23 protein-coding genes and 1 tRNA gene are annotated in these 24,777 nt (G+C 68.7%); 9 read left to right on the top strand and 15 right to left on the bottom strand.

Annotated features, from left to right (window positions below; translation table 11 throughout):
* The first annotated feature begins 12 nt into the window (after positions 1–12).
* From tssA to tssE, 5 genes are all read left to right on the top strand, one after another.
* On the top strand, positions 13–1,089 hold the full coding sequence (gene tssA, locus FHQ07_RS02455) for a type VI secretion system protein TssA (protein WP_139715187.1): 1,077 nt from the start codon (positions 13–15) through the stop codon (positions 1,087–1,089).
* A 211-nt stretch (positions 1,090–1,300) separates the two neighbouring features.
* On the top strand, positions 1,301–1,813 hold the full coding sequence (tssB, locus tag FHQ07_RS02450; RefSeq protein WP_139715186.1) for a type VI secretion system contractile sheath small subunit: 513 nt from the start codon (positions 1,301–1,303) through the stop codon (positions 1,811–1,813).
* Positions 1,814–1,873: 60 nt separating this feature from the next.
* Positions 1,874–3,358, top strand: a complete 1,485-nt coding sequence (gene tssC / locus FHQ07_RS02445; protein ID WP_139715185.1) for a type VI secretion system contractile sheath large subunit — start codon at positions 1,874–1,876, stop codon at positions 3,356–3,358.
* Between the two features lie 77 nt (positions 3,359–3,435).
* Positions 3,436–3,927: an Hcp family type VI secretion system effector gene (locus FHQ07_RS02440; RefSeq protein ID WP_139715184.1), complete on the top strand. Its 492-nt coding sequence runs from the start codon at positions 3,436–3,438 to the stop codon at positions 3,925–3,927.
* A gap of 76 nt (positions 3,928–4,003) precedes the next feature.
* Complete coding sequence (tssE, locus tag FHQ07_RS02435) at positions 4,004–4,444, top strand: type VI secretion system baseplate subunit TssE (protein WP_139715183.1); 441 nt, start codon at positions 4,004–4,006, stop codon at positions 4,442–4,444.
* Between the two features lie 19 nt (positions 4,445–4,463).
* Here the strand turns inward: tssE and FHQ07_RS02430 are convergent, their stop codons facing one another.
* From FHQ07_RS02430 to FHQ07_RS02420, 3 genes are all read right to left on the bottom strand, one after another.
* The gene (locus tag FHQ07_RS02430; protein ID WP_168191448.1) at positions 4,464–6,050 is read right to left on the bottom strand and encodes a class I SAM-dependent methyltransferase; all 1,587 of its coding nucleotides are present in this window, start codon (positions 6,048–6,050) and stop codon (positions 4,464–4,466) included.
* A gap of 19 nt (positions 6,051–6,069) precedes the next feature.
* Entirely contained in the window at positions 6,070–7,686 is a 1,617-nt protein-coding gene (locus tag FHQ07_RS02425) for an ATP-binding response regulator (RefSeq protein ID WP_139715181.1), read from the bottom strand.
* Between the two features lie 202 nt (positions 7,687–7,888).
* Positions 7,889–7,965 (bottom strand) — tRNA-Pro (locus FHQ07_RS02420).
* Between the two features lie 133 nt (positions 7,966–8,098).
* On the opposite strand from FHQ07_RS02420, the gene hisS reads away from it, so the two are divergent.
* Together hisS and FHQ07_RS02410 are read left to right on the top strand one after the other, a co-directional pair.
* The gene (gene hisS / locus FHQ07_RS02415) at positions 8,099–9,472 is read left to right on the top strand and encodes a histidine--tRNA ligase (protein ID WP_139715180.1); all 1,374 of its coding nucleotides are present in this window, start codon (positions 8,099–8,101) and stop codon (positions 9,470–9,472) included.
* Positions 9,469–11,367 (top strand): HAL/PAL/TAL family ammonia-lyase, encoded by a 1,899-nt coding sequence (locus FHQ07_RS02410; RefSeq protein WP_139715179.1) that lies wholly within the window; start codon positions 9,469–9,471, stop codon positions 11,365–11,367. The genes hisS and FHQ07_RS02410 overlap by 4 nt, the downstream gene beginning before the upstream one ends.
* 130 nt (positions 11,368–11,497) lie before the next feature.
* Here the strand turns inward: FHQ07_RS02410 and FHQ07_RS02405 are convergent, their stop codons facing one another.
* Complete coding sequence (locus FHQ07_RS02405; RefSeq protein WP_139715178.1) at positions 11,498–13,309, bottom strand: sensor domain-containing diguanylate cyclase; 1,812 nt, start codon at positions 13,307–13,309, stop codon at positions 11,498–11,500.
* Between the two features lie 116 nt (positions 13,310–13,425).
* On the opposite strand from FHQ07_RS02405, the gene FHQ07_RS02400 reads away from it, so the two are divergent.
* Positions 13,426–14,679 (top strand): calcineurin-like phosphoesterase C-terminal domain-containing protein, encoded by a 1,254-nt coding sequence (locus FHQ07_RS02400; RefSeq protein WP_139715177.1) that lies wholly within the window; start codon positions 13,426–13,428, stop codon positions 14,677–14,679.
* 24 nt (positions 14,680–14,703) lie between these two features.
* Here FHQ07_RS02400 and mtnC read toward each other — a convergent pair whose 3' ends face one another.
* The 4 genes from mtnC to FHQ07_RS02380 form a co-directional block, all read right to left on the bottom strand.
* Entirely contained in the window at positions 14,704–15,396 is a 693-nt protein-coding gene (gene mtnC / locus FHQ07_RS02395) for an acireductone synthase (RefSeq protein WP_139715176.1), read from the bottom strand.
* Positions 15,393–15,959, bottom strand: coding sequence for a 1,2-dihydroxy-3-keto-5-methylthiopentene dioxygenase (locus FHQ07_RS02390; protein WP_139715175.1), 567 nt, complete (start codon positions 15,957–15,959; stop codon positions 15,393–15,395). The genes mtnC and FHQ07_RS02390 overlap by 4 nt, the downstream gene beginning before the upstream one ends.
* Positions 15,956–16,594 (bottom strand): methylthioribulose 1-phosphate dehydratase, encoded by a 639-nt coding sequence (locus tag FHQ07_RS02385; RefSeq protein ID WP_139715174.1) that lies wholly within the window; start codon positions 16,592–16,594, stop codon positions 15,956–15,958. Before FHQ07_RS02385 ends, FHQ07_RS02390 begins: the two co-directional genes overlap by 4 nt.
* 100 nt (positions 16,595–16,694) lie before the next feature.
* A complete protein-coding gene (locus FHQ07_RS02380; RefSeq protein WP_139715173.1) occupies positions 16,695–18,218 on the bottom strand; it encodes an amino acid permease in 1,524 nt (507 codons plus the stop codon).
* Between the two features lie 113 nt (positions 18,219–18,331).
* On the opposite strand from FHQ07_RS02380, the gene FHQ07_RS02375 reads away from it, so the two are divergent.
* The gene (locus FHQ07_RS02375; RefSeq protein ID WP_139715172.1) at positions 18,332–18,910 is read left to right on the top strand and encodes an NUDIX hydrolase; all 579 of its coding nucleotides are present in this window, start codon (positions 18,332–18,334) and stop codon (positions 18,908–18,910) included.
* Here the strand turns inward: FHQ07_RS02375 and FHQ07_RS02370 are convergent.
* The 7 genes from FHQ07_RS02370 to FHQ07_RS02340 form a co-directional block, all read right to left on the bottom strand.
* Positions 18,881–19,468: a GNAT family N-acetyltransferase gene (locus FHQ07_RS02370; protein ID WP_139715171.1), complete on the bottom strand. Its 588-nt coding sequence runs from the start codon at positions 19,466–19,468 to the stop codon at positions 18,881–18,883. The genes FHQ07_RS02375 and FHQ07_RS02370 overlap by 30 nt on opposite strands.
* Entirely contained in the window at positions 19,465–20,031 is a 567-nt protein-coding gene (gene efpL / locus FHQ07_RS02365) for an elongation factor P-like protein EfpL (protein WP_139715170.1), read from the bottom strand. The genes FHQ07_RS02370 and efpL overlap by 4 nt, the downstream gene beginning before the upstream one ends.
* Positions 20,028–20,330: a hypothetical protein gene (locus FHQ07_RS02360; protein WP_139715169.1), complete on the bottom strand. Its 303-nt coding sequence runs from the start codon at positions 20,328–20,330 to the stop codon at positions 20,028–20,030. The genes efpL and FHQ07_RS02360 overlap by 4 nt, the downstream gene beginning before the upstream one ends.
* On the bottom strand, positions 20,327–21,097 hold the full coding sequence (locus FHQ07_RS02355) for an SDR family NAD(P)-dependent oxidoreductase (protein ID WP_139715168.1): 771 nt from the start codon (positions 21,095–21,097) through the stop codon (positions 20,327–20,329). Before FHQ07_RS02355 ends, FHQ07_RS02360 begins: the two co-directional genes overlap by 4 nt.
* A 67-nt stretch (positions 21,098–21,164) precedes the next feature.
* Positions 21,165–21,659 (bottom strand): GNAT family N-acetyltransferase, encoded by a 495-nt coding sequence (locus FHQ07_RS02350; protein ID WP_139715167.1) that lies wholly within the window; start codon positions 21,657–21,659, stop codon positions 21,165–21,167.
* On the bottom strand, positions 21,656–23,881 hold the full coding sequence (locus FHQ07_RS02345; protein WP_240703532.1) for a sensor domain-containing protein: 2,226 nt from the start codon (positions 23,879–23,881) through the stop codon (positions 21,656–21,658). Before FHQ07_RS02345 ends, FHQ07_RS02350 begins: the two co-directional genes overlap by 4 nt.
* Positions 23,878–24,777: a hydroxymethylglutaryl-CoA lyase gene (locus tag FHQ07_RS02340; protein WP_139715166.1), complete on the bottom strand. Its 900-nt coding sequence runs from the start codon at positions 24,775–24,777 to the stop codon at positions 23,878–23,880. The genes FHQ07_RS02345 and FHQ07_RS02340 overlap by 4 nt, the downstream gene beginning before the upstream one ends.

The following is a 24,777-nucleotide window of genomic DNA, read 5'->3' as shown; positions in this document are numbered from 1 at the left end:
CGGAGCCGCGCCATGGCCATCGACGTCAACGAACTCCTCGCCCCGATCCCCGGCGGCGATCCGGCCGGCAGCGATGCCAGCTTTTCCGACCAGTTCGACCGCATCCGCGAGGCCCGCCGCGCGGACGATCCGGGGCTTGCCCAGGGCGAATGGCAGACCGAGCTGAAGGTGGCCGACTGGCGCGAGGCGCAGAGCCTGGCCGAGGACATCCTCCTGCGCACCAGCAAGGACCTGCAGGCGGCGGTGTGGCTGGGCGAGGCGGCGATCGCGCGGCATGGACTGGAGGGCGCGCGCGACGGCTTCGACCTGCTGCATGGCCTGCTCGACCAGTACTGGGACGGCCTGTACCCGCGCGCCGACGATGGCGATCTGGAGGAGCGCGCCAGCAAGCTGGCCTGGTTCGCCACCTACGGCAGCCGCGCGTTGCAGTCGATGATGCTCAACGACGACCCGCAGGCCGCGCTGACCCTGGCCGGCTGGATCGATTCGCGCGAGGTGGACAACCTAGGTCGGCAGAACGCGGAGGCCTACCAGGCCGCGCTGGACGAGAACCGGATCAACGGCGAGACCTACGACAGCCGCATCCAGTCCACCTCCGAGGCGACCGTGCGCGAACGCATCGACCAGGTGCAAGCCGCGCGCGATGCCTTCGCCCGTTTTTCCGCCAAGGCCGACGAACGCCTTGGCCGCGAGGCACCGAACCTGGCCGCGATCGACGATGCATTGAAGAAGATCCAGCAGGTGTATGCCAAGGTCGCCGCGGCGAAGGGCCTGGGCGTGGCCGTGATCGCCGACGAAGCGGCGTCGGACGGGAGCGGTGCCGTCGTGTCGGGCGGTGCGGGTGGCGGCGGTGCCTCGCTCGACCTGAATGGGGGCAGCCTGGCCTCCAAGGAAGCGGCGCTGCGGGCGCTGAACGACATCGCCGCCTTCTTCCGCCGCACCGAACCGCACAGCCCGGTGGCCTATCTGCTGGAGCGGGCGGTGGCCTGGGCCAACATGCCGCTGGAGCAGTTCCTGGCCGAGCTCATCCGCGACGAAAGCACCTTGTCCTCGATCCGCGAACGGGTCGGCCTGCCGCCGTCGTACTGACATGGCCGCAGCACGCAAACTCGCGCTCGCCGCGGCCATGCCGACGCTCAGGTCGAATGGCATATGCCCATTTCTGGCCGTCCGGCGGATTTTGCCGGCCGCCCGCGCTTCCTAGACTCGTTTCCATGATCAGCGGAGGCCGCGTTCGCCACGCGCCGCCGTTCCAATCGACAGGCAACACCCACCCAACACCACGCGCACGGGGATCGTCATGGCCAAGAAGGAAAGCACCCAGCACAAGCTCGACCGCGTACGCGCCCCGCGCGTGCAGCTCACCTACGACGTCGAAGTCGGCGATGCCATCGAGAAGAAGGAACTGCCCTTCGTCGCCGGCGTGGTCGGCAACTTCAGCGGCCAGCCGGCGGAACCGCTGGGCAAGCTGAAGGACCGCAAGTTCGTCAACGTCGACAAGGACAACTACGACGACGTGCTCAAGGGCATGAAGCCGCGGGTGCAGATGCAGGTCGACAACAAGCTGGCCGACGACGGCTCCAAGCTCGGCGTCGAACTGAACTTCCGCAGCCTGGAGGACTTCTCGCCGGAACGCGTGGTCAACCAGATCGACCCGCTGCGCAAGCTGCTGGAAGCCCGCCAGAAGCTGGCCGACCTGCGCAACAAGGCCGCCGGCAACGACAAGTTCGAGGACCTGTTGAACGAGGTCCTGCAGAACACCGACAAGATCGCCCAATTGAGCAAGGAAGTCGGGCCGAAGTCCGACGAATGACCCGGCACGCGATCCGCGCCTGACCTGCAGACCACGACGACACGAGAGCGAGCGAACATCATGGCCAATACCGAAACCCAGGCGGCGGGCGCCGCCACTGCCGAAGCCGCCGAAGGCGGACTGCTCGACCAGATCCTGACCCAGAGCAAGATCGCCCGCTCCGACAGCGAACGCACCCGTGCGCGCGACCTGATCGCCGAGCTGGTGGCGCAGGTCAGCGATGGCGCCATGACCGTGTCGAAGGACGCGATCACCGCGATCGACGCGCGCATCGCCGAGATCGACCGCGTGCTCTCCGAGCAGTTGTCGGCGGTGATGCACGCGCCGGAATTCCAGCAACTGGAAGGCAGCTGGCGCGGCCTGAAGTACCTGGTCGACAATTCCGAGACCAGCACCGGCCTGAAGATCAAGGTGCTGAACACGACCAAGAAGGAACTGGTCAAGGATTTCAAGGCGGCTTCGGATTTCGACCAGAGCACGTTGTTCAAGAAGATCTACGAAGAGGAATACGGCACCTTCGGCGGTGCGCCGTTCGCGACCCTGATCGGCGACTTCGAGTTCGGCCGCCATCCCGAGGACATGTACCTGGTCGAGGAAATCTCGCACGTCGCCGCCGCGGCGCATGCGCCGTTCCTGAGCGCGGCCTCGCCTGAGCTGCTGGGCTTCGACGACTTCACCGAGTTGTCCGGCCCTCGCGACCTGGCCAAGATCTTCGACACCGTCGAATACGCGAAGTGGAAGAGCTTCCGCGCATCCGAGGATTCGCGCTACGTCGGCCTGGCGATGCCGCACGTGCTCGGCCGCCTGCCGTACGGGCCGGACACCGATCCGGTCGAGGCGTTCAACTTCGTCGAACGCACCGACGGCACCGAGCACGGCAAGTACCTGTGGATGAACGCGGCCTACGCGCTGGGCACCAAGGTCACCGACGCCTTCGCCAAGTACGGCTGGTGCGCGGCGATCCGCGGCGTCGAGGGCGGCGGCCTGGTCGAGGGCCTGCCCACCCATACCTTCGCCACCGACGACGGCGAGGTCGCGCTGAAGTGCCCGACCGAGATCGCGATCACCGACCGCCGCGAGAAGGAACTCGCCGACCTCGGCCTGATCCCGCTGGTGCACTGCAAGGGCACCGACTACGCGGCGTTCTTCTCCACCCAGTCCGCGCAGAAGGCCAAGGAGTACAACACCGACGCCGCCAACGCGAACGCGCGCCTGTCCTCGCAGCTGCAGTACATCTTCGCGGTCAGCCGCATCGCGCACTACCTGAAGTCGATGATGCGCGACAAGATCGGCAGCTTCGCCAGCAAGTCCAGCGTCGAACTGTTCCTCAACAACTGGATCTCGCAGTACGTGCTGCTGGACGACAACGCATCGCAGGAAATGAAGGCGCAATACCCGTTGCGCGAAGCCAAGATCGAGGTCACGGAGGTCCCGGGCAAGCCCGGCGCCTACAAGTCAGTCGCCTTCCTGCGCCCGCACTACCAGCTGGACGAACTCAGCGTGTCGTTGCGGCTGGTGGCCGAACTGCCCAAGTCCGCGCGCTGACGCCCGCAACCGCTGCGGCTTGCTGATTCCTGTTTCCCATCTTCAGATTTCCCACCTTCAAACCAGGAGATACCCAAATGGCAACCGATTACCTGCTCGAGATCGAAGGCATCAAGGGCGAATCGCAGGACGACAAGCACAAGGAGAAGATCGAGATCCATTCCTTCTCCTGGGGCGTGACCAACAGCAGCAACGTCGGCACCGGCGGCGGCGGCGGTACCGGCAAGGCTTCGTTCTCCGACCTGATGTTCAACAAGCAGATGGACAAGGCCAGCCCGCTGCTGTTCAAGGCGGCCGCCACCGGCGAGCACATCAAGAAGGCGGTGCTCACCGCGCGCAAGGCCGGCGGCAAGGCCGGGCAGATCGAGTACCTGACCATCACCCTCACCGACGTGATGGTGAGCTCCTACCAGGTGGGCGGCCACTCGGGCGACAGCTCGATCCCGCTGGACGCGGTCTCGCTGCGTTCCACCGACATCAAGATCGACTACAAGCCGCAGAAGGCCGACGGTTCGCTGGAAGGTTCGGTGGCGGCGTCCTACAACATCTCGAAGAACAAGGCCGCGTGATTTCGCGTCCCGCGCGTGCCCGTCCCGGCCAGTCCGGGGCGGGCATTCGCATTGACGGCCCGGAGGCAGGCACCGCATGCGCAGCCTGATGGATCGCCTGGTGGATGCGCCGCTGCCGGAAGACGCCGGCAAGCGGATCTCGGTGCTGGACGTGCGCAACAGCGTCTCGCGCGACCTCGAGCACCTGCTCAACACACGCTCGGAAGGCGCGCGCCTGATTCCCGACACTTTCAAGGAATGCCGCGCCTCGTCGCTGACCTTCGGCATCCTCGATTTTTCCTCGTACAGCCTGCTCAGCCCGCAGGATCGCGACCGCATCCGGCGCTCGCTGGAACAGGCGATCGGCTTGCACGAGTCGCGCCTGTCGCGCGTGCGCGTGCAGCTGGAACCGCAACGCGAACTGGATCGCGCCCTGCGTTTCCGCATCGAAGCGCTGATGGAGCTCGGCGAAGACGACGAGAAAGTGCAGTTCGACGCCGTCCTGCAACTCAACACGCAGACCTACGTGGTGCGTTGAGGCGCACCCGCGCGCCGCTTCATTCCTCGGCCAGCAGGGCCATCCGCGCGGTCTGCTGCAGGCCGTCCTCCAGCTTCCCCGCCAGTTGCTGCTGCCACCATTCCACCGGCTGGAAGGTTTCGCCGCCGGCGTCATCCGGCATCGGCAATGCGGCCATGCGCTGCGACAGGTCGTGCAGGATGGCGGTGCGGTCGCGCTTGCCGTCGAGCAGGCGCACCAGTTCCAACGCCAGCCGGCTGTCCAGGCGCACCATCGACGGCCGCAGGCTGGTGACGAGGTCGGTGCCGGTGTCCAGTTGCAGTTGCGCCAGCGCGCTGGTGCGCGGGTGTTCGCCCGCCTGTGTCGCGAAGCGCGGGGCGTCGCAATGCAGCAGCAGCAGGCCCATCTGGAAGGCGGCGGTCAGGGTGTGCGCGAGCACCGCGGCATCGTCGTCGACCGCCGCATCGCTCGCGCAGAGCTTGCGCGCGGATTGCAGCAACTCGGCCGCCGCGACCGGGCCCGGGAAGGCCTCGCCGACCAGTGTCAGCGCCGCCTTCGCCACCGGATGGTCGATGACCAATGCCGCGCCATCGGCATTCGAGAAACGGATGGCGACCCCGGCGGCAAGGTCCGGTGCGGTGCCTTCGGGGATTTCCGCGCGCAATTGGGCGACGACATCCATCTCCAGTGCCGCGGGCATCGATGGGTCGCGCTGCACCGGGATGCGTTCATGGCAGAGCAGGGTCTGGCGGAAACGGCGGCCCTTGAGGAAGTCCAGGTACTGTTCCTTGAGCAGGGGGGCGTCGCCGGCGAGTGTGGACAGCCGTTCGCGCGCCTCCGCCGACTCCAGCACCTTGTCGTTCATCTCGAAATAATCGGCCTCGGCGAGGTAGGCCAGGCCGTGCCGTCGTGCCTGCGCCGCGAATTCGGAGAACAGGAAGGGCTGGTTGATCGCGGCCATGTCGTCGTGGAACAGCACCGAGGAATCGGTGCGACTGAGCAGTTCGCGCGCCTCGTGGCGGACGACTTCGCCATAGACCAGCTTGGAGGGGAGCGCGTCGTGCCCCAGCCAGGCGAGGAATCCTTGCGCGTGCTCGATCTTGCCGCGCGGATCGTCGATGTCGCGCGCGTGGAATTTCATCATCTCCCAGACCATGCGCCGGATATGGCAACCGGGCAGGGCGTTGTAGCTGACGTAGGCGATGCCGGCGGGCGCCATCGCCTGGTTGCACAAGGCCAGCAGGCGTTCACGGACGAAGTCCGGCACCCAGGAGTAGAACCCGTGCGCGACGATGTAGTCGTACGGCACCGGTCCCGCGTTCCATTCCAGCAGGTCCGCCGCGACCAGTTGCAGGTTGTCCAGGCCCAGCCGTGCGCGGATCGCCTCGCCGCGCGCGATCGCCGCCTGCGACATGTCCACGCCCACGAAGCGGCTGCGCGGATAGGCCATCGCCAGCGTGACCAGCTGCAGGCCGTCGCCGCAGCCGACTTCCAGCAGGCGGCAATCCGTTGGCGATGCGGCGGCGATGCCGTGCAGGCGCGCGATCGCCGCCAGTCGCGACGGGTGCATCTGCGGATGCACGTGCGAGGGATATTCGAGGACGTCGTAAGCGAAGGAATCGGGCATGGGCATCCTGCTGGGTTGGTCATTCGTGGTGCGCGCGCGCGGCGAACACCGCGGCGAGCATCGCTTCGCGCAATTTCTGCGGGGACACCGGCTTGAACAGCACCGGGATGCGGCTGGCGGCGATCTCGCCGATGCGGTCGCTGCGGGTTTCGCCGGTGACAAGCAGGCGCGCGAAGCCCGGGCGCTGCGGATCCTGCTGGTAGTGGCGCGCCACCGCGCGCAACACGTCCACCCCGCTGCGGCCCTCGCGCAGGCGCAGGTCGCTGATCACCAGGTCGGGCGCCTGCGTCCAGCCGGCCACCGCGGCCAGCGCGGCGGCTTCGTTCTCCGCGGCGCGGATCTCGCAGCCCCATTCCGCGAGCAGGGCGCGCAGGCCCTCGAGGATGCTGACTTCGTCGTCCACCACCAGCACGCGCAGGCCGCTGACGTCCAGCGGCGCGTCCATCGCGTCCATCGCCTGCGCCTGCGGCGACGGGGTGCCGGGCGCGAGCGCCAGCGAGACCAGGGTGCCCCGGTGCGGCGTGGATGCGAGCGCGATCCGGCAGTCCAGCAGTTCCGCCAGCTTGCGCACGGTGGCCAGGCCCAGGCCCAGGCCGCGCTGGCGTTCGCCCGGGTGCGCGTGTTCGTGCGACACCTGGTAGAACTCCTCGAACACGCGTTGCTGGTGCTCGGGCGCGATGCCGTGGCCGGTATCCCAGATGTCGATGCGCACTTGCCCGGACTGCTGGTGGCGCACCCCGACCAGCACGCCGCCCTCGTCGGTGTAGCGCAGCGCGTTGCTGACCAGGTTGTTGAGGATGCGGGTGAGCATGGTGCGGTCGGCGCGCACCCAGGCGTCGGTCTTGCGCACGATCAGGCGCAGCCCGCGCGATTCGGCCAGCATGCGGAAATTGCGGCTGACGTCGTCGAACACCTCGTCCAGGCGCACGTCGGCCATCGCCGCATGCACCGCGCCGGTCTCCAGCCGCGACAGGTCCAGCAGTTCCGAGAACAGGTGGTCCAGCGAGGCCACGCATTCCTCGATGTGGAGCACGCGGGTGAGCTTGGAGGGATCGGTTTCGCCCGCGCGCAGCGCCGAGGAGAACAGGGTCAGCGCGTAAAGCGGCTGGCGCAGGTCGTGGCTGGCGGCGGCCAGGAAGCGCGCGCGCGACTGGCTGGCGGCTTCCAGCTTGGCGTTCTTGTCGGCCAGTTCCACCGCGGTGCGGCCCAGTTCGCTTTCCATCCGGTTGCGCGACCGCGCCAGCGCCTGCGAGGCCTCGTTCACGCCACGCTGCAGGCGGCCGAGGATCTCGCCGCGGTCGATCTGCAGGCGTACCTGTTCGCCATGGCCGATGCGCTCGATCGCCTCGGTCAGTTCGGCGATCGGATGCACCGCGCGCGCAGCGACCAGCCAGCCGGACGCCGTCACCAGGGCCAGGCCGACCAGCAGCAAGCCCCCGATCCGCCACATCGCGGCGACGAATCCCGCGCTGCCCGGCGGCAGCAGGCGCGCGGTCTCCCAGGCCAGCAGGCCGAACAGCAGCAGCGCCACCAGCGCCATCGGCAGGATCACCCGCAATGCCAGCTGCCGCAGGACCGACGGGTTGTACGCCCGGCGCGTCGACTCGGCCGCAGGGTGTTGATTTGCTACCGCCACGCGGCACCTGGGGCAAGGGACGTACTGGTAGCAACGGGGAACGACGCCGGATGTGGACAGCGCCACGCCCGTCCGCGCGGCATGGAAACGCGCCCGAAGCGTTTCCCGGCGGCGCACTGGCGCCGGCCCGACGGCTGGCCGGCCCGGAGCGCGGCCACAAAAAAACCGCCATGCGGGCGGTTTCGTCGTCACACCTTGAAATTGGTCGGGGAGACAGGATTCGAACCTGCGACCTCTACGTCCCGAACGTAGCGCTCTACCAGACTGAGCTACACCCCGACGGTGTAGCCGCGCATTGTAGTGACTAGCCCCGGTCCGAGGCAAGACCCCATCGCGTCATGGCGTCGCGACCGGGCCCGCAAATGGCCGAAACGCTACACTTGCGGGCTTCCCCGCGCCGGAGCCCGCCGCCTTGATCAAGCCACGCACCCCGCCCGGGGTCATGGAGCTGCTGCCCCGCGACCAGGTCGCGTTCCAGCGCATGCTGGACACGATCCGCCAGAGCTTCGAGCGTTTCGGCTTCCTGCCGGTGGAGACCCCGGTGATGGAACTGTCCGAGGTGCTGCTGACCAAGTCCGGCGGCGAGACCGAGCGGCAGGTGTACTTCGTGCAGTCGACCGGGGCGCTGGAGAAGGGCGGCGAAGGCCTGCCGGAATTGGCCCTGCGCTTCGACCTGACCGTGCCGCTGGCGCGCTATGTGGCCGAGCACGAGCACGAACTGGCATTCCCGTTCCGCCGCTACCAGATGCAGCGCGTGTACCGCGGCGAGCGCGCCCAGCGCGGCCGTTTCCGCGAGTTCTACCAGTGCGACATCGACGTGATCGGCAAGGACGCGCTGTCGCCGCGCTTCGACGCCGAGATTCCGGCGGTGATCGCGGCGGTGTTCGAGCGCCTTTGCATCGGCGAGTTCACCATCCAGCTCAACCACCGCAAGCTGTTGCGCGGCTATTTCGAGGGTGTGGGGATCGAGGGCGAGCGGCAGATGCTGGTGCTGCGCGAACTCGACAAGCTCGACAAGCGCGGCGAGGACGCGGTGCGGGCGACGCTGGCGGGCGAGGGCTTCGGGCTCGCGGCCGACGCCATCGACAAGCTGATGGCGTTCTCGCGGGTGCGTTCGCGCGGCCACGAGGACGCGCTGGCCAAGCTCGCCGGGTTGGGCGCCGGCACGCCGCTGTTCGAGGAGGGCCGCGACGAACTGCGCGCGATCCTGGCGCAGCTGAAGGCGCTGGGCGTCGGCGAAGCGCGCTATGCGCTGAACCTGTCGATCGCGCGCGGCCTCGATTACTACACCGGCGTGGTGTACGAGACCACGCTCGATGCCTACCCGCAGATCGGCTCGATCTGCTCCGGCGGCCGCTACGACAACCTGGCCAGCCACTACAGCAAGTCGAAGTTGCCGGGCGTCGGCATTTCCATCGGCCTGACCCGGCTGTTCTACCAGCTGCGCGAGGCGGGGCTGGTCGGCGCCGCGGACAGTTCGGTCGACGTGCTGGTGGCGCTGATGGACGATGCCGGGCTCGACGCCGCGCTGGCGATGTCGCAGCGCTTGCGTGCGGCCGGCCTCAACGTCGAAACCCAACTGGAACCGCGCAAGCTCGCGAAGCAGTTGCAGTACGCCGACAAGGCCGGGATCCGTTTCGTCGCCATGCGCGGCGGGGACGAGGCCGCCCGCGGCGTGGTCGCGGTGAAGGACCTGCGCCGCGGCCAGCAGTTCGAGGTGGCGGACAACCAATTGGCCGACGCGCTGCTGCAGGCGCGCGAATTGCGCGAGGGGGCGCTGGCATGAACACGACAGTGAAACTGGATGGCGTGTCGCTGACCCGCGCGCAGCTGGTCGAGGTCGCGCGCGGGGCGCGGGTGGAACTCGATGCGGGCGCGCTGCTGCGCGTGGCCCGCGCGGCGGATTTCCTCGCCGCGCAGGTCGAGCGCCAGGAGCCGATCTACGGCGTCTCCACCGGCTTCGGCAGCAATGCCGACAAGCTGCTCGGCGCGCATCCGCTGCGCGATGAATTGCCGGGCGCGGCGAAGTCCGGGCGCTCGCCGCACATCGAGCTGCAGGACAACCTGATCGTCACCCACGCGGTCTGCGTCGGCGAACCGTTCGCGCCCGAAGTGGTGCGGGCGATGCTGTGCATCCGCATCAATACCCTGTTGCGCGGGCATTCCGGCATCCGCGTGCAGACCCTGGAATCGCTGGCGGCGATGCTCAATGCCGGGATCGTGCCGGTGGTGCCGCAATTGGGTTCGGTCGGCGCATCCGGCGACCTGGCGCCGCTGTCGCATCTCGCCATCGTCCTGCTCGGCGGCGGCGAGGCCTTCGTCGATGGCGAACGCATGGCCGGCGGCGAAGCGCTGAAGCGCAAGGGCCTGCAGCCGGTCTCGCTGTCGTACAAGGAAGGTCTGGCGCTGAACAACGGCACTGCGCAGATGCTGGCGACCGGCGTGCTGGCGGTGCAGAAGCTGGACGACCTGCTCGATACCGCCGACCTGGCCGCGGCGATGACGATCGATGCCTTCGCCGGCCGCCTGGGCGCGTTCGCGCCGGAAGTGCATGCGTTGCGCCCGCACCCGGGCCAGGTGCAGACCGCGCAGAACCTGCGCAACCTGCTCGCCGGTTCCACCCTCGCCGATATCCCGTACCACCTGGTGCCGCGCTTCCGCCAATGGCTGCCCGCCAGCTGGGACACGCCGGCCGCGCAGGCGCTGAACTTCGACATCGGCTGGGACTGGGTGCCGTTCGGCCAGCGCCACGGCCGCGAGAAGTTCTATGCGCGCTTCCGTCCGTTCCGCGGCGGCAAGAAGCACCAGCCGCAGGACAGCTACTCGCTGCGCTGCATCCCGCAGGTGCACGGCGCGGTGCGCGATGCGCTGGAGCAGGCCAAGCGCGTGCTCGACGTCGAACTCAACGCGGTCACCGACAACCCGCTGGTGTTCCCCGACAAGCAGGCCGAGCACGTGGAGGAGCAGGTGATCTCGGCCGGCCATTTCCACGGCATGCCGCTGGCGCTGGCGATGAGCTACGTCAAGGCCGCGATCCCGGTGCTGGCCTCGATCAGCGAGCGCCGCCTCAACAAGCTGGTGGATCCGTCCACCAACGACGGCCTGCCGGCGTTCCTGATCGGCAACGAGGACGGTACCGAGAGCGGGCACATGATCGTGCAGTACACCGCCGCGGCGATCGTCAATGATCTCTCCAGCCGGGCGATGCCGGCCTCGGTGTATTCGATCCCGACCAGCGCGAACGCCGAAGACCATGTGTCGATGGGCGCCAACGAAGCGCGCCACGTGCTGGCGATGGCCGACGACCTGGGCAAGGTGCTGGGCCTGGAGCTGTACACCGCCGCACAGGCGCTGGACCTGCGCCGCGACATGATCAACGCCGCACGCGACCTGGCCGACCGCGCCGACGCGGAGGCGTTCGCGGCGAAAGTGCAGGGCGGCCCGTTGCCCGATGCGCCCGATCGCGCCGCTTTCGTCGCCGAAGTCGACGGCTTGCGCGCCGAACTGGCGCAGGCCGAGGCCTACCGGCCCGGCCGGGCGGTTTCGGCCGCGCATGCGGCGATCCGCCAGCGCATCGCCTTCCTCGACCGCGATCGTGCGATGGACGGGGAAGTCGCCGTGGCGGTGCGGATGGTGGCCGACGGCAGCGTGTTGCGCGCTTCCCGATCGGCGATGCGGTAACGACGGCGGGGGTGTCGTGCGAGCGCGCCAGGGATGGCGCGCGGCCGCGGATCGGGGCTGGATGGGGAGCGCGGGCGGCGAACGACCCGGGCCGGGATCTGCTCGCGCGGGCAGCGCCGGGGCTTTTCCCTCAGGCCACGACCACCGAATGCCGCACGCAGTTGCGGCCGTCGTCCTTGGCGCGATACAGCGCCTCGTCGGCGATCCGGATCACGTCCTCGGGGGTGGCATGGTGGCCTTCGATCACGGTGTGCACGCCGATGCTCGCGCTGAGGCGGATGCTGTGCCCGCCGGTGGCGACCGGCGCCTGCTGGATGCGCAGGCGCACCGCCTCGGCGACCTGCAAGGCATCCTGCGCATCGGCGCCCGGCAACACGGCGACGAATTCCTCGCCGCCGAAGCGCGCCACCAGGCCGCCGCGCGGCACCACCACGTCTTCCATGCAACGCGCGGCGAAATGCAGGCAGTCGTCGCCGGCGAGGTGGCCGTAGCTGTCGTTGATCCGCTTGAAATGGTCGAGGTCGAGCAGCAGCAGGGCCAGCGGCTTGCCGTTGTCCTTGCGTGCGTCCAGCGCCTGTTCGAAGGCTTCGCGGAAATGGCGGCGGTTGTAGACGCCGGTCAGCGGGTCGCGCTGGCTGTAGTCGCGCAGCTGCACGTTGGCTTCGCCCAGTTGCGCCATCGCCGTGCGCAGCTGCTTGGTGCGGTCGATCACGCTGCGCTCGAGCTGCTCGTTGGCCTGCTGCACGATCCGGATGTTCTCGTTGCGCAGGCCCGCATAGCGCGCGCCGAGGGCCAGCGACAACAGCAGCATTTCCAGCGCGGAACCGATCTGCACGCCGTTCTGGGTCCAGAAATTGCGCGGCACCAGCCCGAACGCGAGCAGGGTGAACATCGCGGTGCCGAGCAGGAACAGCGACCAGGCGAGCAGGAACAGGCGCGCCGGCCGGTAGCCGCGGCGCAGCATCACCACGGCCGCGGCGACGATCCAGATCAGCCCGACCAGCACCGCCTTGGAGGCGAGCGGGGTCGAAGTGCTGTAGGGCAGCCAGACCGAGGCGCCCCCCAGCAACACGAAGAACCCGATCAGGGCCAGGCTCGCCACGTTGCCGGCCGGCCAGCGTTCCTTCAGTTCGAGGAAGCTGCGCGAGAACTGCTGCATGCCGATCAGCGCCAGGCAGATCGACAGCGGCACCGAGGCATCGGCCAGCCACGGCCAGTCCGGCCAGAAGTATTCGAAGCCGTAGCCGTTGAGGGTGAACAGCACCAGCCCGAACGCGCCGGTATGCAGCAGGTACCAGAAATAGCCGGGATCGCGCAGCATGATCCACAGCACCAGGTTGTAGAACAGCAGCGCCAGCACGATGCCGTAATACAGGCCGGTGGAGAACTGGGTATCGCGCATGAGCTCGGCCAGCGCGCGCGGCGTGTACAGCACCAGCGGCACCTGCATCGAGCTTTCGCTCTGCACCCGCACCAGGACTTCCACTTGCTGGCCCACCGGCAGGTCGAGGCGGAAGTTCGGATGCCGGTAGCGGATGAAGCGGTTGGCGAACGGTTGGTGATCGCCGCTGGCCTGGTGCTCGACGCGTCCGTCCGGGTAGCGCAGGTACACGTCGAGCTGGTCGCTGAGCGCGTATTCCTGCACCAGCAGCCAGCGCGATTCCTCCGGGTGCCGGTTCACCACCGGCAGGTAGAACCAGTACGCGCCGTCCTGGAAACCGAAGGTCGGATTGCCGCCGGGCAGCGCCGCGAACTGGCCGGCGCGCGCGCGCGCGAAGGCCTCGGTCGCGCCGTCGGCCGCCAGGGTGTCGTGGCGATAGGTGATGTACGGGCTGAGCGCGATCGCCGACTGGCCCGGTTCCAGCGTGAACGGAGCAGGCGTGCGCGCCTGCGCGGCGCAGGCGAGCAGCATCGCCACGCCGACCATCAAGCAACGCCACATGGAACCGAATCCGCGCAACCGCCCCGCCTGCCGACTGGCATCCCCGAACCTGCGCCGATTCTAGTGCAATCGGGGAATGCCCCGGCAAGGGCATAATCCCGACGAAAGGAGGCAGCATGCGTTCGATCGTGGGGGTGATCTTGCTGGGCTTGTCGGCGCTGTGCGCGCAGGCGCATGCGGGCGAGGCGGCGCTGAAGGTGCTGGTGTTCGGCGACCCGCAGGTGAAATCGCCGCAGGACGTCGACTACTTCCGGCGCGACATCGTCGAGCCCCTGCGCGGCCGGCACGGCGCGCGCCTGGGCATCTCGCTCGGCGACATCGTCGACGACGCACCGGCGATGTACCCCGCGATCAAGGCGGAAACCGCGCGGCTCGGCATCCCGTGGCTGTACGCGCCGGGCAACCACGACGTGGATCCGGGCGCCGCCGACGACGCGGGTTCGCTGGACGGCTTCCGTCGCGAAATCGGCCCGGACAGCTTCGTGCGCGAAACCGCGCTGGCCAGTTTCGTGGTGCTGGACGACGTGATCGCGATGCCGGGGCAGAAGCCGGCCTACATCGGCGGCCTGCGCGAGGACCAGTTCGCGATGCTCGCGGCGCGCCTGCCGAAGCTGCGCAAGGACCGCCTGCTGGTCGTGGCCCTGCACATCCCGCTGTTCGAGGATGCGGACAAGGACAGTTTCCGCGATGCGGACCGCGAGCGCCTGTTCGCGCTGCTGCAGCCGTTCCCGCATGTGCTGGTGCTGAGCGCGCACAGCCATGCGCAGCGCCATTTCTTCCATGGCGCGGCCAGCGGCTGGCATGGCGCGGGCCTGCTGCACGAATACAACGTCGGCGCCACCTGCGGCTCGTACTGGGCCGGCGCGAAGGATGCGGCCGGCATCCCCGACGCGATGATGGCCGACGGCACCCCGAACGGTTACGCGGTGCTGGAGGTCCGGCCCGGCGGCGCGTATTCGCTGGCCTGGCACAACGCGCGCGACGCCGCCGATTCGCAGATCGGCCTGCACGCGCCGAAGGCGTTGCGGCGCGGCGCCTACCCGGCATGGGGGGTGTTCGCCAATGTCTACATGGGCGACGACGACACCCGCGTCGAGTTCCGCGTCGACGGCGGCGAGTGGAAGCCGATGAAGAAGGTGCTGCAAGCGGATCCGACCCTGCTCGCCGAGAACATGCGCGACGACGGATCGGAGGCATTGCGCGGCTACGACCGTTCGCCGGAGGCGGAACCTTCGCAGCACCTGTGGCGCGCGGCCTTGCCGACCAAACTCGCCGCCGGCGAACACGTGGTGGAAGTGCGCGCGTTCGACCGCTGGCGCGGCGAGCAGCGGGCGACGACGAGCTATCGCCTGATCGAGGCGGTGCAATGATCAGGCGCTAGGCCGCGGCCGGCCCTACGCGACGATGTCGGCGAACGATTCGACCCGCGCATGCCCGTTGGCGGCATCGCCGGTGCGCGGCTCCGCGTAGTCCTCGCGGCGATCCAGCAACACGGTGCGCATGCCGGCGTCGCGCGCGGCGTCCAGTTCGGCGACCACGTCGGACAGGAACAGGATGTCGCCCGCGGAACGGTTGAGCCGGTCCGCGATCAGCCGGTAGCTGTCGGCATCGCGCTTGTGGCCGACTTCGGTATCGAAGAAGCAATCGAACAGCGGCAGCAGGTCGCCGGCATCGGTATTGGCGAACAGCAGCTTCTGCGCCGGCACCGAGCCGGAGGAATACACCGCGAGGCGATGCCCGCCGGCATGCCAGGCGCGCAGCGCGGGGGCGACATCGGGGTACAGCGGCGCGGCGAAGTCGCCGTCGCGGTAGCCGGCCTCCCAGACCATGCCCTGCAGCGCCTTCAGCGCGGTGTGCTTGCGGTCCTGGTCGATCCAGCCCTGCAGGGTCTCGACGATCACCTCGTCGCTGCAGATGCCGCCGTTCTCCAGCGCCACCTGGTCCAGCCAGCGGCGCACCTCGGGCTGCCCGCCGTGGTCGCGCACGAAGCCGGGCAGGGCGTCGCGCGCGTACGGGAACAGCACGTCCTTGACGAAGGAAATGGAGCTGGTGGTGCCTTCGATGTCGGTGAGGATCGTCGTCTTCATCGGGACGGACGCGCCTGGCCGATTTCGTAGCGGGGGAATTGCCGGGCGATGTCGGTGCCGGTGAAATGGCCGACCCAGCCATCCGGCTCGGTGAAGAAGCGGATCGCCACGAAGCTCGGTTCCGGGCCCATGTCGAACCAGTGGGTCATGCGGTCCGGCACTGCGATCAGGTCGCCGGCTTCGCACAGCATCTCGTAGACCTTGCCGCCGACGTGCAGGGTGAACAGCCCGGAGCCGGCGACGAAGAACCGCACCTCGTCTTCCTTGTGGAAGTGCTCGTCGAGGAACTTCGCGCGCATCGCTTCGCGGTTCTCGTTGTCGGGCGCGATGCTGACCACGTCCACGGTGCGGAAGCCGTTGGCTTCGATCAGACGGTCGATATCGGCGCGGTAGGCGTCCATGATCGCCTCCGGCGCATCGCCGGGTTGCACCGGTTGCGCGGCTTCCCATTGCTCGAAACCGACGCCGATCGCCTGCAGTTCGCCCGCGATCTCGCCGCGGTCCGAGGTCGCCAGCAGCGGCGCCTGCGGGGCGTCGTCGTTGAAGATGCGCAAGCGGCTCATGGCTTCAGTGTCCTCAGTTCCAGTTCGCAACCCAGCAGGAATTCGAAGGCTTCCAGGTGCCTGCGCGCCTCGGCCATGTCGCGGCCCCAGGCGTACAGGCCATGGCCGTCGATCAGGTAACCCCACATCGGTTGTTCGTCCAGCTTCGCTTCCACCCAGGCGGCGAGTTCGGGCATGTCCTGGGTGTTGGGGAACACCGGCACGTCCATCGCGCCTTCGTGGGTGGTGTTGCCGTGGAAGGCCTTCTGCAGCTCGTAGCCTTCGAAGCGGATATGGCCCTGCGGCGCATACAGGCGCGAGGCCACGGTCTGCGTGCGCGAATGGGTGTGCAGCACGCAGCCGACCTCCGGGAAACGCGCATACAGCTGCGTGTGCAGCAGGGTTTCCGCGGACGGGCGGTTGTCGCTGCCGACCGCCTTGCCGTCGAAGTCCACCACCATGATGTCGGCTTCGGTCAGCTTGCCCTTGTCGCGGCCGGAGACGGTGATCGCGCAGTGGCGGTCGTCCAGCCGGCGCGAGAAGTTGCTGCTGGTCGCGGGCGTCCAGCCGGCGTGCGCCAGTTCGCGCACGTTGGTGATGATCTCGCCGGCCAGGTGGCGCAGGCGGAGCTGGTCGTAGGGGAGTGGCGCATTCATGCGCGAAGTGTAGCGAATCGCCGATGGCGGTTCGGTAAACCGACGGCAACAAAAAACCCGGCCGGAGCCGGGTTTTTCGTCATGGCGTCATGTCATCGGATCAGGGGCCGGCATCCGGGCCTTCCTGCAGCGCCGGGTTCGGCTGCAGCTTGGGATCATGCGAATGCGCGTGCAGCAGGTGCTCGTTGCCGGGCGCCAGGTGGCTGCGGCGGCGCGCATAGGCGAAGTACACGACCAGGCCGACGATCGCCCAGACGCAGAAGAACTTGATGGTCGGGTTCCAGCCCAGGCTGAAGAACAGCAGCACGCAGCCGGCCATCGCCAGCGGACCGACGATCCACACCAGCGGGGTGCGGAACGGCCGCGCGCGGTTCGGGTCGGTCTTGCGCAGGATCATCACGCCGGCGGCGACCATGAAGAACGCGAACAGGGTGCCGGCGTTGGAGATGTCGGCCAGTTCGCTGACCGGGAACATGGCGGCGAACAGGGCGACGAAGATGCCGGTGATCCAGGTGACCACGTGCGGGGTATGGAACTTCGGGTGCACGGCGGACAGTTTTTCCGGCAGCAGGCCGTCGCGCGACATGGTGAACAGGATGCGGGTCTGGCCGAACATCATCATCAGCACCACCGACGGCAGGGCGATGATGGCGGCCGCGGCGACCAGGTCGCCGACCTTGGGCCAGCCGATCTCGCGCAGCACGAACGCCAGCGGCTCCTTGGACTGCGACAGCGCGCCGCCGGGTTGTGCGCCCATCGAACCCACCGCCGTGTAGGCCACCAGCAGGTAGAAGATGGTGCAGATCGCCAGCGAGCCGATCAGGCCGATCGGGATGTTGCGGTTCGGGTTCTTGGTTTCCTCGGCGGCGGTGGACACCGCATCGAAGCCCACGTAGGCGAAGAAGATCGACGCGGCGGCGCCCAGCACGCCCACGCCGGACAGCGGCGTGCCCCAGCCGTTCGGCAGCATCGGCTCGAAGTTCGCCGAATTGACCGCCGGGAAGGCGAGCATGACGAACGCGGTCAGCGCGGCGATCTTGATCAGCACCAGCACCGCGGTCACCTTGGCGGACTTGCTGGTGCCGATCACCAGCAGCCAGGTCACCAGCAGGGCCAGCAGGAACGCGATCAGGTTGAAGCTGCCCTTGGCGGTGGTGCCGTCCGGCAAGGTGACGGTATCGAACGGCCCGGCGGTCAGCGCATGCGGCAAGCCCATGCCGTGCGCGTGCAGGAAGCCGTTCGCATACCCCGACCAGCCGACCGACACCGCGCCGGCGGCGACCGCGTATTCGAGGATCAGCGCCCAGCCGACCATCCACGCGATCAGTTCGCCGAGCACGGCGTAGGAATAGGTGTAGGCGGAACCGGAGACCGGCACCATCGCCGCGATCTCGGAATAGATCAGCGCGGTCAGCGCGCAGACGATGCCGGCGATGATGAAGGAGTACATCATGCCCGGGCCGGCCTTGTTCGCCGCGACCGCGGTCAGCACGAAGATGCCGGTGCCGATCACCGCGCCGATGCCGAGCATGGTCAGGTCGAAGGCGCCCAGCTGGCGGGTGAGCGAGCGCTTGCTCGCCGTCTCAAGGATCAGGTCCAGCGGTTTCGTGCGTTGGAACAGCATCGGTTTCCCCTCGTGCCGGGCGCGGCATCAGAATCGGGCGACCTTAACCCGTGGCCGTCGCGCCGCACAAGCGCCGCGGGTCACGCAAGCGGGGATAATCGCCGGTTTCCACCATGACGCGACGCAGCATGAACGAGGACGATGCCGGTTTCACCCATGCGCTGGATGCGTACGCGGCTCGCTGGCCGGGCGAAGCGGCGACCGTCGCGCTGTTCGCCGAGTTGCTGGGGGATGCGGAAAACCCGTTCCTGCGCGAGCGCCTGGCCGGGCATTTCACCGCCTCGTGCTGGCTGGTCGATGGCGCGGGCGCACGGACGTTGCTGACCCACCACAAGAAGCTCGGGTTGTGGCTGCAGCCGGGCGGCCATGCCGATGGCGAGCGCGACCTGCGCATCGCCGCGCTGAAGGAAGCCGGCGAGGAATCCGGCTTGGCCGACCTGCGCATCGAGGACGCGATCTTCGACCTCGATCGCCACCGGATCCCCGAACACAAGGGCGTGCCCGCGCACTGGCACTACGACGTGCGGTACGTGATCCAGGCGCAGGGCAGCGAGTCCTACGTGGTCGGCGACGAGTCGCACGACCTGGCATGGCGCGACATCGAGACGCTTGCGGGCGATGCGAGCGCCGATGCGTCGGTGCGGCGGATGGCCGGCAAGTGGCTAGCGCGCGGACGCCAGGCGCAGGTCTAGCCGCTCGCGGATCGCCGGCCACTCCGGCGCGGTGATCGAATAGGTGAAGGTGTCGCGCAGCGAGCCGTCCTTGTGCCGCTTGTGCGCGCGCAGGATGCCGTCGCGTTGCGCGCCCAGCCGTTCGATCGCGGCCTGCGAGCGCAGGTTGAGCTGGCTGGTGTGGAAGAACACCGACTGCGCGCCCAGCGCGTCGAAGGCATGGCCCAGCATCAGCCGCTTGTTGGCGGTATTGACGTGGGTGCGCCAGACCGAGGCGGCGTGGAAGGTGTAGCCGATCGCCAGCGTCGGCACCGACAGGTCGATGTCGTAGTAGCGCGTGCTGCCGACGATGCGTTCGCCGGCGAGGATCGCGAACGGCAGTTCGCGGCCGGCGTCGCGCATCGCCAGCGCGTGTTCGACCCAGGCCGGGATGCCGTCGCGGCCGGGCACGTTGACGTAGTTCAGCGCGCCGATGTCGCCATCGTCCACCGCATCCTGCAGTGCGGCGATGTGCCCGCGATCCAGCGGTTCTAGGCGGACGCCCCAGCCGGAGAGCGCGACCGGGGCGATGGCGCTCACTCCGCGCGGCCGGCGAATTCGCCGGTGGCGGTGTTCACCCACACTTTCTCGCCGTTGCCGATGTACTCCGGGACCATGATCTCGATGCCGGTGCTGAGCTTGGCCGGCTTCGGGCGCTTGGTCGCGGTGCCGCCCTTCAGTTCCGGCGGGGTCTCGACGACTTCCATCACCACGCTGGTGGGCAGCTGCACGCCCACCGGCAGGTCGTCGATGATCTGCACCTGGCAGCCGGCGAGGTCGTCGACGATGTAGCCGGCGGCATCGCCGACCACGTCCGCGTCCAGCGTGTACGGCGTGTAGTCCTCGTCGTCGAGGAACACGAACGCGTCGCCATCCCTGTACGAATAGGTGACCGGCCGGCGCGAGAATTCGACTTCCTTCAGCTCGTCGTCGCCGCCGACGCTGAGGTCGAACTTGCTGCCGCCGGGCACGCTGTACATGGTGAAGCGGAACTTGACGTTGCCGCCGCGGCCCTGCGGGCTGCTGCGCTCGATGTCGCGCACCTGGTACACGGTGCCGTTGTGCTCGATCACGTTGCCTTTCTTGATGTCGTAAGCCTTCATGCGATGTCTCTGTCTCGTTGTTGGAGCGCACGGTGGATGCGCTCGTTGAAGTACCAGGTGAGCAATGCCCAGGCCACGCCGCCGATCGCGCACAGCACCGCGGCGATCGCCGCCAGCAGCGGATAGCGCGGGTGATCGAAACCGAGCCGCAGCCCGGTCAGCACCAGCATGGCCAGGAACATCAGGCCGCCCCACAGCAAAACGCCGCGCACTAGCACGAAATGCCAGGGGCCGCGCGCGCGGATCGCCGGCCACCTGGTGGCGACCCAGCGTTCGGCGCGGGAACCGTAGTCGGTCACTTCGGCGCCAGCCGGGTCGCGCCGTCGAGGCGGATGGTTTCGCCGTTGAGGTAGGTATTGGTCAGGATGTAGGCGACCAGGTCGGCGAATTCCGGCGCCTGGCCCAGCCGCGACGGGAACGGGATCGATGCCGCCAGCGACTTCTGCACGTCGTCCGGCATGCCGTCGACCATCGGCGTCCAGAACACGCCAGGCGCCACCGTCATCACCCGGATGCCGAAGCGGGCCAGCTCGCGCGCCATCGGCAAGGTCATGCCGACCACGCCGCCCTTGGACGCGGAATACGCGGCCTGGCCGATCTGCCCCTCGTAGGCGGCGACCGAGGCGGTGTTGACGATCACCCCGCGCTCGCCGTCGCTGCCGGCCTCGTTGCCCTGCATCTGCTCGGCGCAGGCCTTGGCGACGTTGAAGCTGCCGACCAGGTTGACCATCACGGTGGTCTGGAACTGCGAGAGCTTCATCGCGCCATCGCGGCCCAGCACGCGGCCGGCGCCGAGGATGCCCGCGCAGTTCACCGCCGCGTTGAGGCCGCCGAGGAAGCCCTTGGCCGCGGCGACGTTCGCCGCCACGCCGGCTTCGTCGGTGACGTCGGTCCTGAAGTAGCGGGCGTTGGCCTCGCCGAGTCCGGCGACCGCGGCCGCGCCCTTGTCGTCGTTGACGTCGAACAGGGCGACCTTGCCGCCGTGCTTCACCAGGTGCTGGGCCACGGCCAGGCCGAGGCCGGAAACGCCGCCGGTGATCACGGCGCGGGCGGATGCGAGTTGCATGGGGGATTCCTGCGGGCGGAAAACCGCGATTTTAGCGTAGCGCGGGTCGCAGCCAAGCTGCCGGCGGTCAAAGCTCCAGCAGGTAGAACGAATCGCAGCCGCCATGCCCGGTGGCGCCCATCGGCGCGGCGATGCGCCGGAAGCCGCTGCGTTCGTACAGGCGCATGGCCGCGTCCATCCCGCTCAGGGTTTCCAGGTAGCACCGGCGGAAGCCGGCGGCGCGCGCGGCGTCGAGGCAGCGCGCCATCATCGCCGTGCCGGCGCCGATGCCGCGTGCGTCCGCCAGGAAATACATCTTGCGCAGTTCGCAGGTGTCGCCGTCGCCGCCGGCAAGCGGCGCGATGCCGCCGCCGCCGAGCACGACGCCATCGCGTTCGACCACGAAGTACGCGTGCCGCGGTTCGGCGTACGCCCGCGACATCCAGTCCACTTCCGGATCGCTGATCGCGAAGCCGCAGCCGGTCGCGCCGAATTCCGGCATCACCGTGCGGATGACCGAGGCCATCGCGGCATCGTCCTGCGCGCGGATCGGGCGGATCGCGACCTCCGCGGGCGATCTCATGCGGCGTCCTGTTGCGCGGCCACGCGCTTGGCGAATTCGCCGGGCAGCAGGCCGGGCGCGAACAGGAAGCCCTGGCCGACATTGACCCCCAGGCGCAGCAGGAAATCGCGTTGGGCCTCGCTTTCCACGCCTTCGGCGACCATCCCCAGGCCCAGGCTCTGGGCGATGCCGGCCACCGCCTGGCAGATCGCCACGTCGGACGGCTTGCCGGGCACGCCCTTGAGGAAGGACTGGCTGAGCTTGAGCGCGTGGATCGGCAGGCGGCGCAGGTAGTTCAATGCGCTGTAGCCCTCGCCGAAATCGTCGATCGACAACTGCACGCCGAGCAGGCGCAGCTGGTCGAACACCTCGAGGGTGTCCGGCGTGTCGTCCACCAGCACCCGCTCGGTGAGTTCCAGTTCCAGCGCATGCCCGGGCAGGCCGGCATCGGCCAGTGCACGGCGCACGCTCTCGCCGAGGTTGTCGCCGGTGAACTGGCGGTAGGACACGTTGACCGCGATGCGGTGGATGGGCAGGTCCTGCTCGCGCCAGCGGCGCATCTGCGCGCAGGCTTCCTGCAGCACCCAGTTGCCGATGCGGATGATGTCGCCGGTGGTTTCGGCCAGGTCGATGAAGCGGTCCGGGCGCATCTCGCCCAGTTGCGGGTTGTGCCAGCGCACCAGCGCCTCGGCGTACAGGATGCGGCCGCTGCGCAGGTCCACCTGCGGCTGGTAGACCAGGTGGAATTCGCCGTTGTCGAGCGCGCGCCGCAACTGGGTCTCGGCCTGCAGGCGCTGCTGCTGGCGCGAGGCGAGTTCCGGCGAGAACGCCTGCCAGCCGTTGCGGCGGCGGCGCTTGCTGTCGTACATCGCCATGTCCGCGCTCTGGATCAGCTGTTGCGCGCTCTCGCCGTCGGTCGGCGCGCGGGCGATGCCGATGCTGGTGGTGACGCTGAATTCGTCGTTGTGCACGCGGAAACTTTCGCCGAACGCGTGCTGCACGCGCCGCGCCAGCCGTTCCGGGCGGTGCGGGTCGTCGTCGTAGGGACTGACCACCACGAATTCGTCGCCGCCGAAGCGCGCGATCAGCCCCTCGTTGCCGACCGCGTCGCGCATCCGCCGCGCGGCCGCGACCAGCAACTCGTCGCCGGCGCTGTGGCCCAGCACGTCGTTGACGATCTTGAAGCGGTCGAGGTCGATGTAGAGCAGGGCGATGTGCCGGCTGGCGGGATCGGCGAGGCGGGTGTCCAGCTGCCGGAGGATGGCGTCGCGGTTCAGCAATCCGGTCAGCGCGTCGGTCTGCGCCTGCACGCGCAGGGTTTCCTCGGCCTGCTTGAGCTCGGTGATGTCGCTGAACAGGGACAGCAGCTGGGTCGGCGAATCGGAGCCCGCCGCGTACTGCGGCACCACCGTGACCGTGATCCAGATCAGCTTGCCCTGCTTGCGCTGGTGCAGGCCGAGCACCGTGCTCTCGACGATGCGGCCGCCATCGCGCGCGCGCGCGGTGGGCAGTTCCGCGCCGGCCATCTCGCGGCCGCTTTCGTGCAGGTAGATCCAGTTGTCCGGCTGCATCGCCTCGACCAGCGAGGCGCCGCCATCGATGCCGAGGATGCGCAGCGCCGCCGAATTGCCGTACACGAACCTGCCGTTGCAGTCCTGGATGATGATCCCCTTGTCGATCACCTCCATCAGTTCGCGGTAGCGGATCTCCGCTTCCTGGCGCTGGCTGAGGTCGCGCGCGACCGCGACGATCGCCTCGCGGCCATCGAAGATCAGGCTGGCCGAGTGCACTTCCACCGGGAAGCGGGTGCCGTCGGCGCGCATGTTGGTGACTTCGACGACGTAGGTCTCGCCGCGGTCCAGGGTGTCGAGCACCGGCACCATGTGGTCGCGCGGCAGGTCGGGGTTGAGCACGTCGATGTTCTTGCCGACGATCTCCTCGCGCGACCGCTTGTAGGCGGCCATGCCGGCCTTGTTGAGGTCGAGCACGGTGCCGTCGCGGGCGAGCACGCTGACCGGGTCCGGCACCGCGTCGAACAGGGCGCGATAGCGCATGCGCTCGGCGCCGACCGCGGCGCGGGTGGCGTCCAGTTCGTCCGCGAGCTTGCGCAGCAGGGCGCGGGTCTGCGCCGGCAGGGCGGGATCGCCCGCGGCGGCGTCCAGCTGGCGGTCGAGCGCCCCCGCATCGGGGACAACGGACGGCGCCGTGGGATCCAGGGTTCCCGGCGGCTGCCGCGCGTTCATTGCGCAGCCAACGCCTTGCCGGCCTTGCTGCCGGTTTCGCGCCCCAGCAGGCCGGCCAGCCAGCGCCCGGTCCCGGCCAGCGCGTCGAGGTCGATGCCGGTGCGGATGCCCAGCCCGTGCAGCATGTACACCACGTCCTCGCTGGCCACGTTGCCGCTGGCGCCCTTGGCATAGGGACAGCCGCCGGCGCCGGACACCGCGCTGTCGACCACCGCCACGCCTTGCTCGAGGCAGGCCAGCACATTGGCCAGCGCCTGCCCGTAGGTGTCGTGGAAATGGATCGCGAGTGCGGGCATCGGGACTTCGGCGGCAACCGCCTTGAGCATCGCGCGCGCCTTCTCCGGCGTGCCGATGCCGATGGTGTCGCCCAGCGAGATTTCGTAGCACCCCATTGCGTGCAGGGAACGGGAAACGCGGACCACGTCGGCCAGCGGCACCGCGCCCTGGTAGGGGCAGCCGAGCACGGTGGAGACGTAGCCGCGCACGCGCACGCCGTCGGCCGCGGCGCGCTCCAGCACCGGCCGGAAGCGTTCCAGCGACTGGTCGATGGTCGCGTTGGTGTTCTTCAGGTTGAACGCCTCGGAAGCGGCGGTGAACACCGCCACTTCCTGCGCACCGGCGGCGCGCGCGCGTTCGTAGCCCTGTTCGTTCGGCACCAGCACCGGATAGGCGATCGCGGGGTCGCGATGGATGCCGGCCAGCACCTGCGCGGCATCGGCCATCTGCGGCACCCACTTCGGGCTGACGAAGGCGGTGGCCTCGATGCTGCGCAGCCCGGTCCGCGACAGCCGGTCGATCAATTCGATCTTGGCGGCGGTGCCGATGTCGGTCTTTTCGTTCTGCAAGCCATCGCGCGGGCCGACCTCGACGATGCGCACCTCGGCGGGGAATCCCAT

Source organism: Thermomonas aquatica, assembly GCF_006337105.1.
In the GTDB taxonomy this organism is placed as follows: Bacteria; Pseudomonadota; Gammaproteobacteria; order Xanthomonadales; family Xanthomonadaceae; genus Thermomonas; species Thermomonas aquatica.
This window is presented reverse-complemented; position numbering and strand designations above follow the sequence as displayed.

Excerpts from the sequence above, each read along its gene's own strand:
- FHQ07_RS02375 (WP_139715172.1), top strand. The coding sequence starts at position 18,332 with ATGACGCGACGCAGCATGAACGAGGACGATGCCGGTTTCACCCATGCG.
- efpL (WP_139715170.1), bottom strand. The coding sequence starts at position 20,031 with ATGAAGGCTTACGACATCAAGAAAGGCAACGTGATCGAGCACAACGGC.
- FHQ07_RS02440 (WP_139715184.1), top strand. The coding sequence starts at position 3,436 with ATGGCAACCGATTACCTGCTCGAGATCGAAGGCATCAAGGGCGAATCG.
- tssA (WP_139715187.1), top strand. The coding sequence starts at position 13 with ATGGCCATCGACGTCAACGAACTCCTCGCCCCGATCCCCGGCGGCGAT.
- FHQ07_RS02385 (WP_139715174.1), bottom strand. The coding sequence starts at position 16,594 with ATGAATGCGCCACTCCCCTACGACCAGCTCCGCCTGCGCCACCTGGCC.
- FHQ07_RS02380 (WP_139715173.1), bottom strand. The coding sequence starts at position 18,218 with ATGCTGTTCCAACGCACGAAACCGCTGGACCTGATCCTTGAGACGGCG.
- FHQ07_RS02405 (WP_139715178.1), bottom strand. The coding sequence starts at position 13,309 with ATGTGGCGTTGCTTGATGGTCGGCGTGGCGATGCTGCTCGCCTGCGCC.
- FHQ07_RS02350 (WP_139715167.1), bottom strand. The coding sequence starts at position 21,659 with ATGAGATCGCCCGCGGAGGTCGCGATCCGCCCGATCCGCGCGCAGGAC.
- FHQ07_RS02345 (WP_240703532.1), bottom strand. The coding sequence starts at position 23,881 with ATGAACGCGCGGCAGCCGCCGGGAACCCTGGATCCCACGGCGCCGTCC.
- FHQ07_RS02410 (WP_139715179.1), top strand. The coding sequence starts at position 9,469 with ATGAACACGACAGTGAAACTGGATGGCGTGTCGCTGACCCGCGCGCAG.
- FHQ07_RS02390 (WP_139715175.1), bottom strand. The coding sequence starts at position 15,959 with ATGAGCCGCTTGCGCATCTTCAACGACGACGCCCCGCAGGCGCCGCTG.
- FHQ07_RS02430 (WP_168191448.1), bottom strand. The coding sequence starts at position 6,050 with ATGCCCGATTCCTTCGCTTACGACGTCCTCGAATATCCCTCGCACGTG.
- FHQ07_RS02355 (WP_139715168.1), bottom strand. The coding sequence starts at position 21,097 with ATGCAACTCGCATCCGCCCGCGCCGTGATCACCGGCGGCGTTTCCGGC.
- tssC (WP_139715185.1), top strand. The coding sequence starts at position 1,874 with ATGGCCAATACCGAAACCCAGGCGGCGGGCGCCGCCACTGCCGAAGCC.
- FHQ07_RS02340 (WP_139715166.1), bottom strand. The coding sequence starts at position 24,777 with ATGGGATTCCCCGCCGAGGTGCGCATCGTCGAGGTCGGCCCGCGCGAT.
- tssB (WP_139715186.1), top strand. The coding sequence starts at position 1,301 with ATGGCCAAGAAGGAAAGCACCCAGCACAAGCTCGACCGCGTACGCGCC.
- tssE (WP_139715183.1), top strand. The coding sequence starts at position 4,004 with ATGCGCAGCCTGATGGATCGCCTGGTGGATGCGCCGCTGCCGGAAGAC.
- FHQ07_RS02400 (WP_139715177.1), top strand. The coding sequence starts at position 13,426 with ATGCGTTCGATCGTGGGGGTGATCTTGCTGGGCTTGTCGGCGCTGTGC.
- mtnC (WP_139715176.1), bottom strand. The coding sequence starts at position 15,396 with ATGAAGACGACGATCCTCACCGACATCGAAGGCACCACCAGCTCCATT.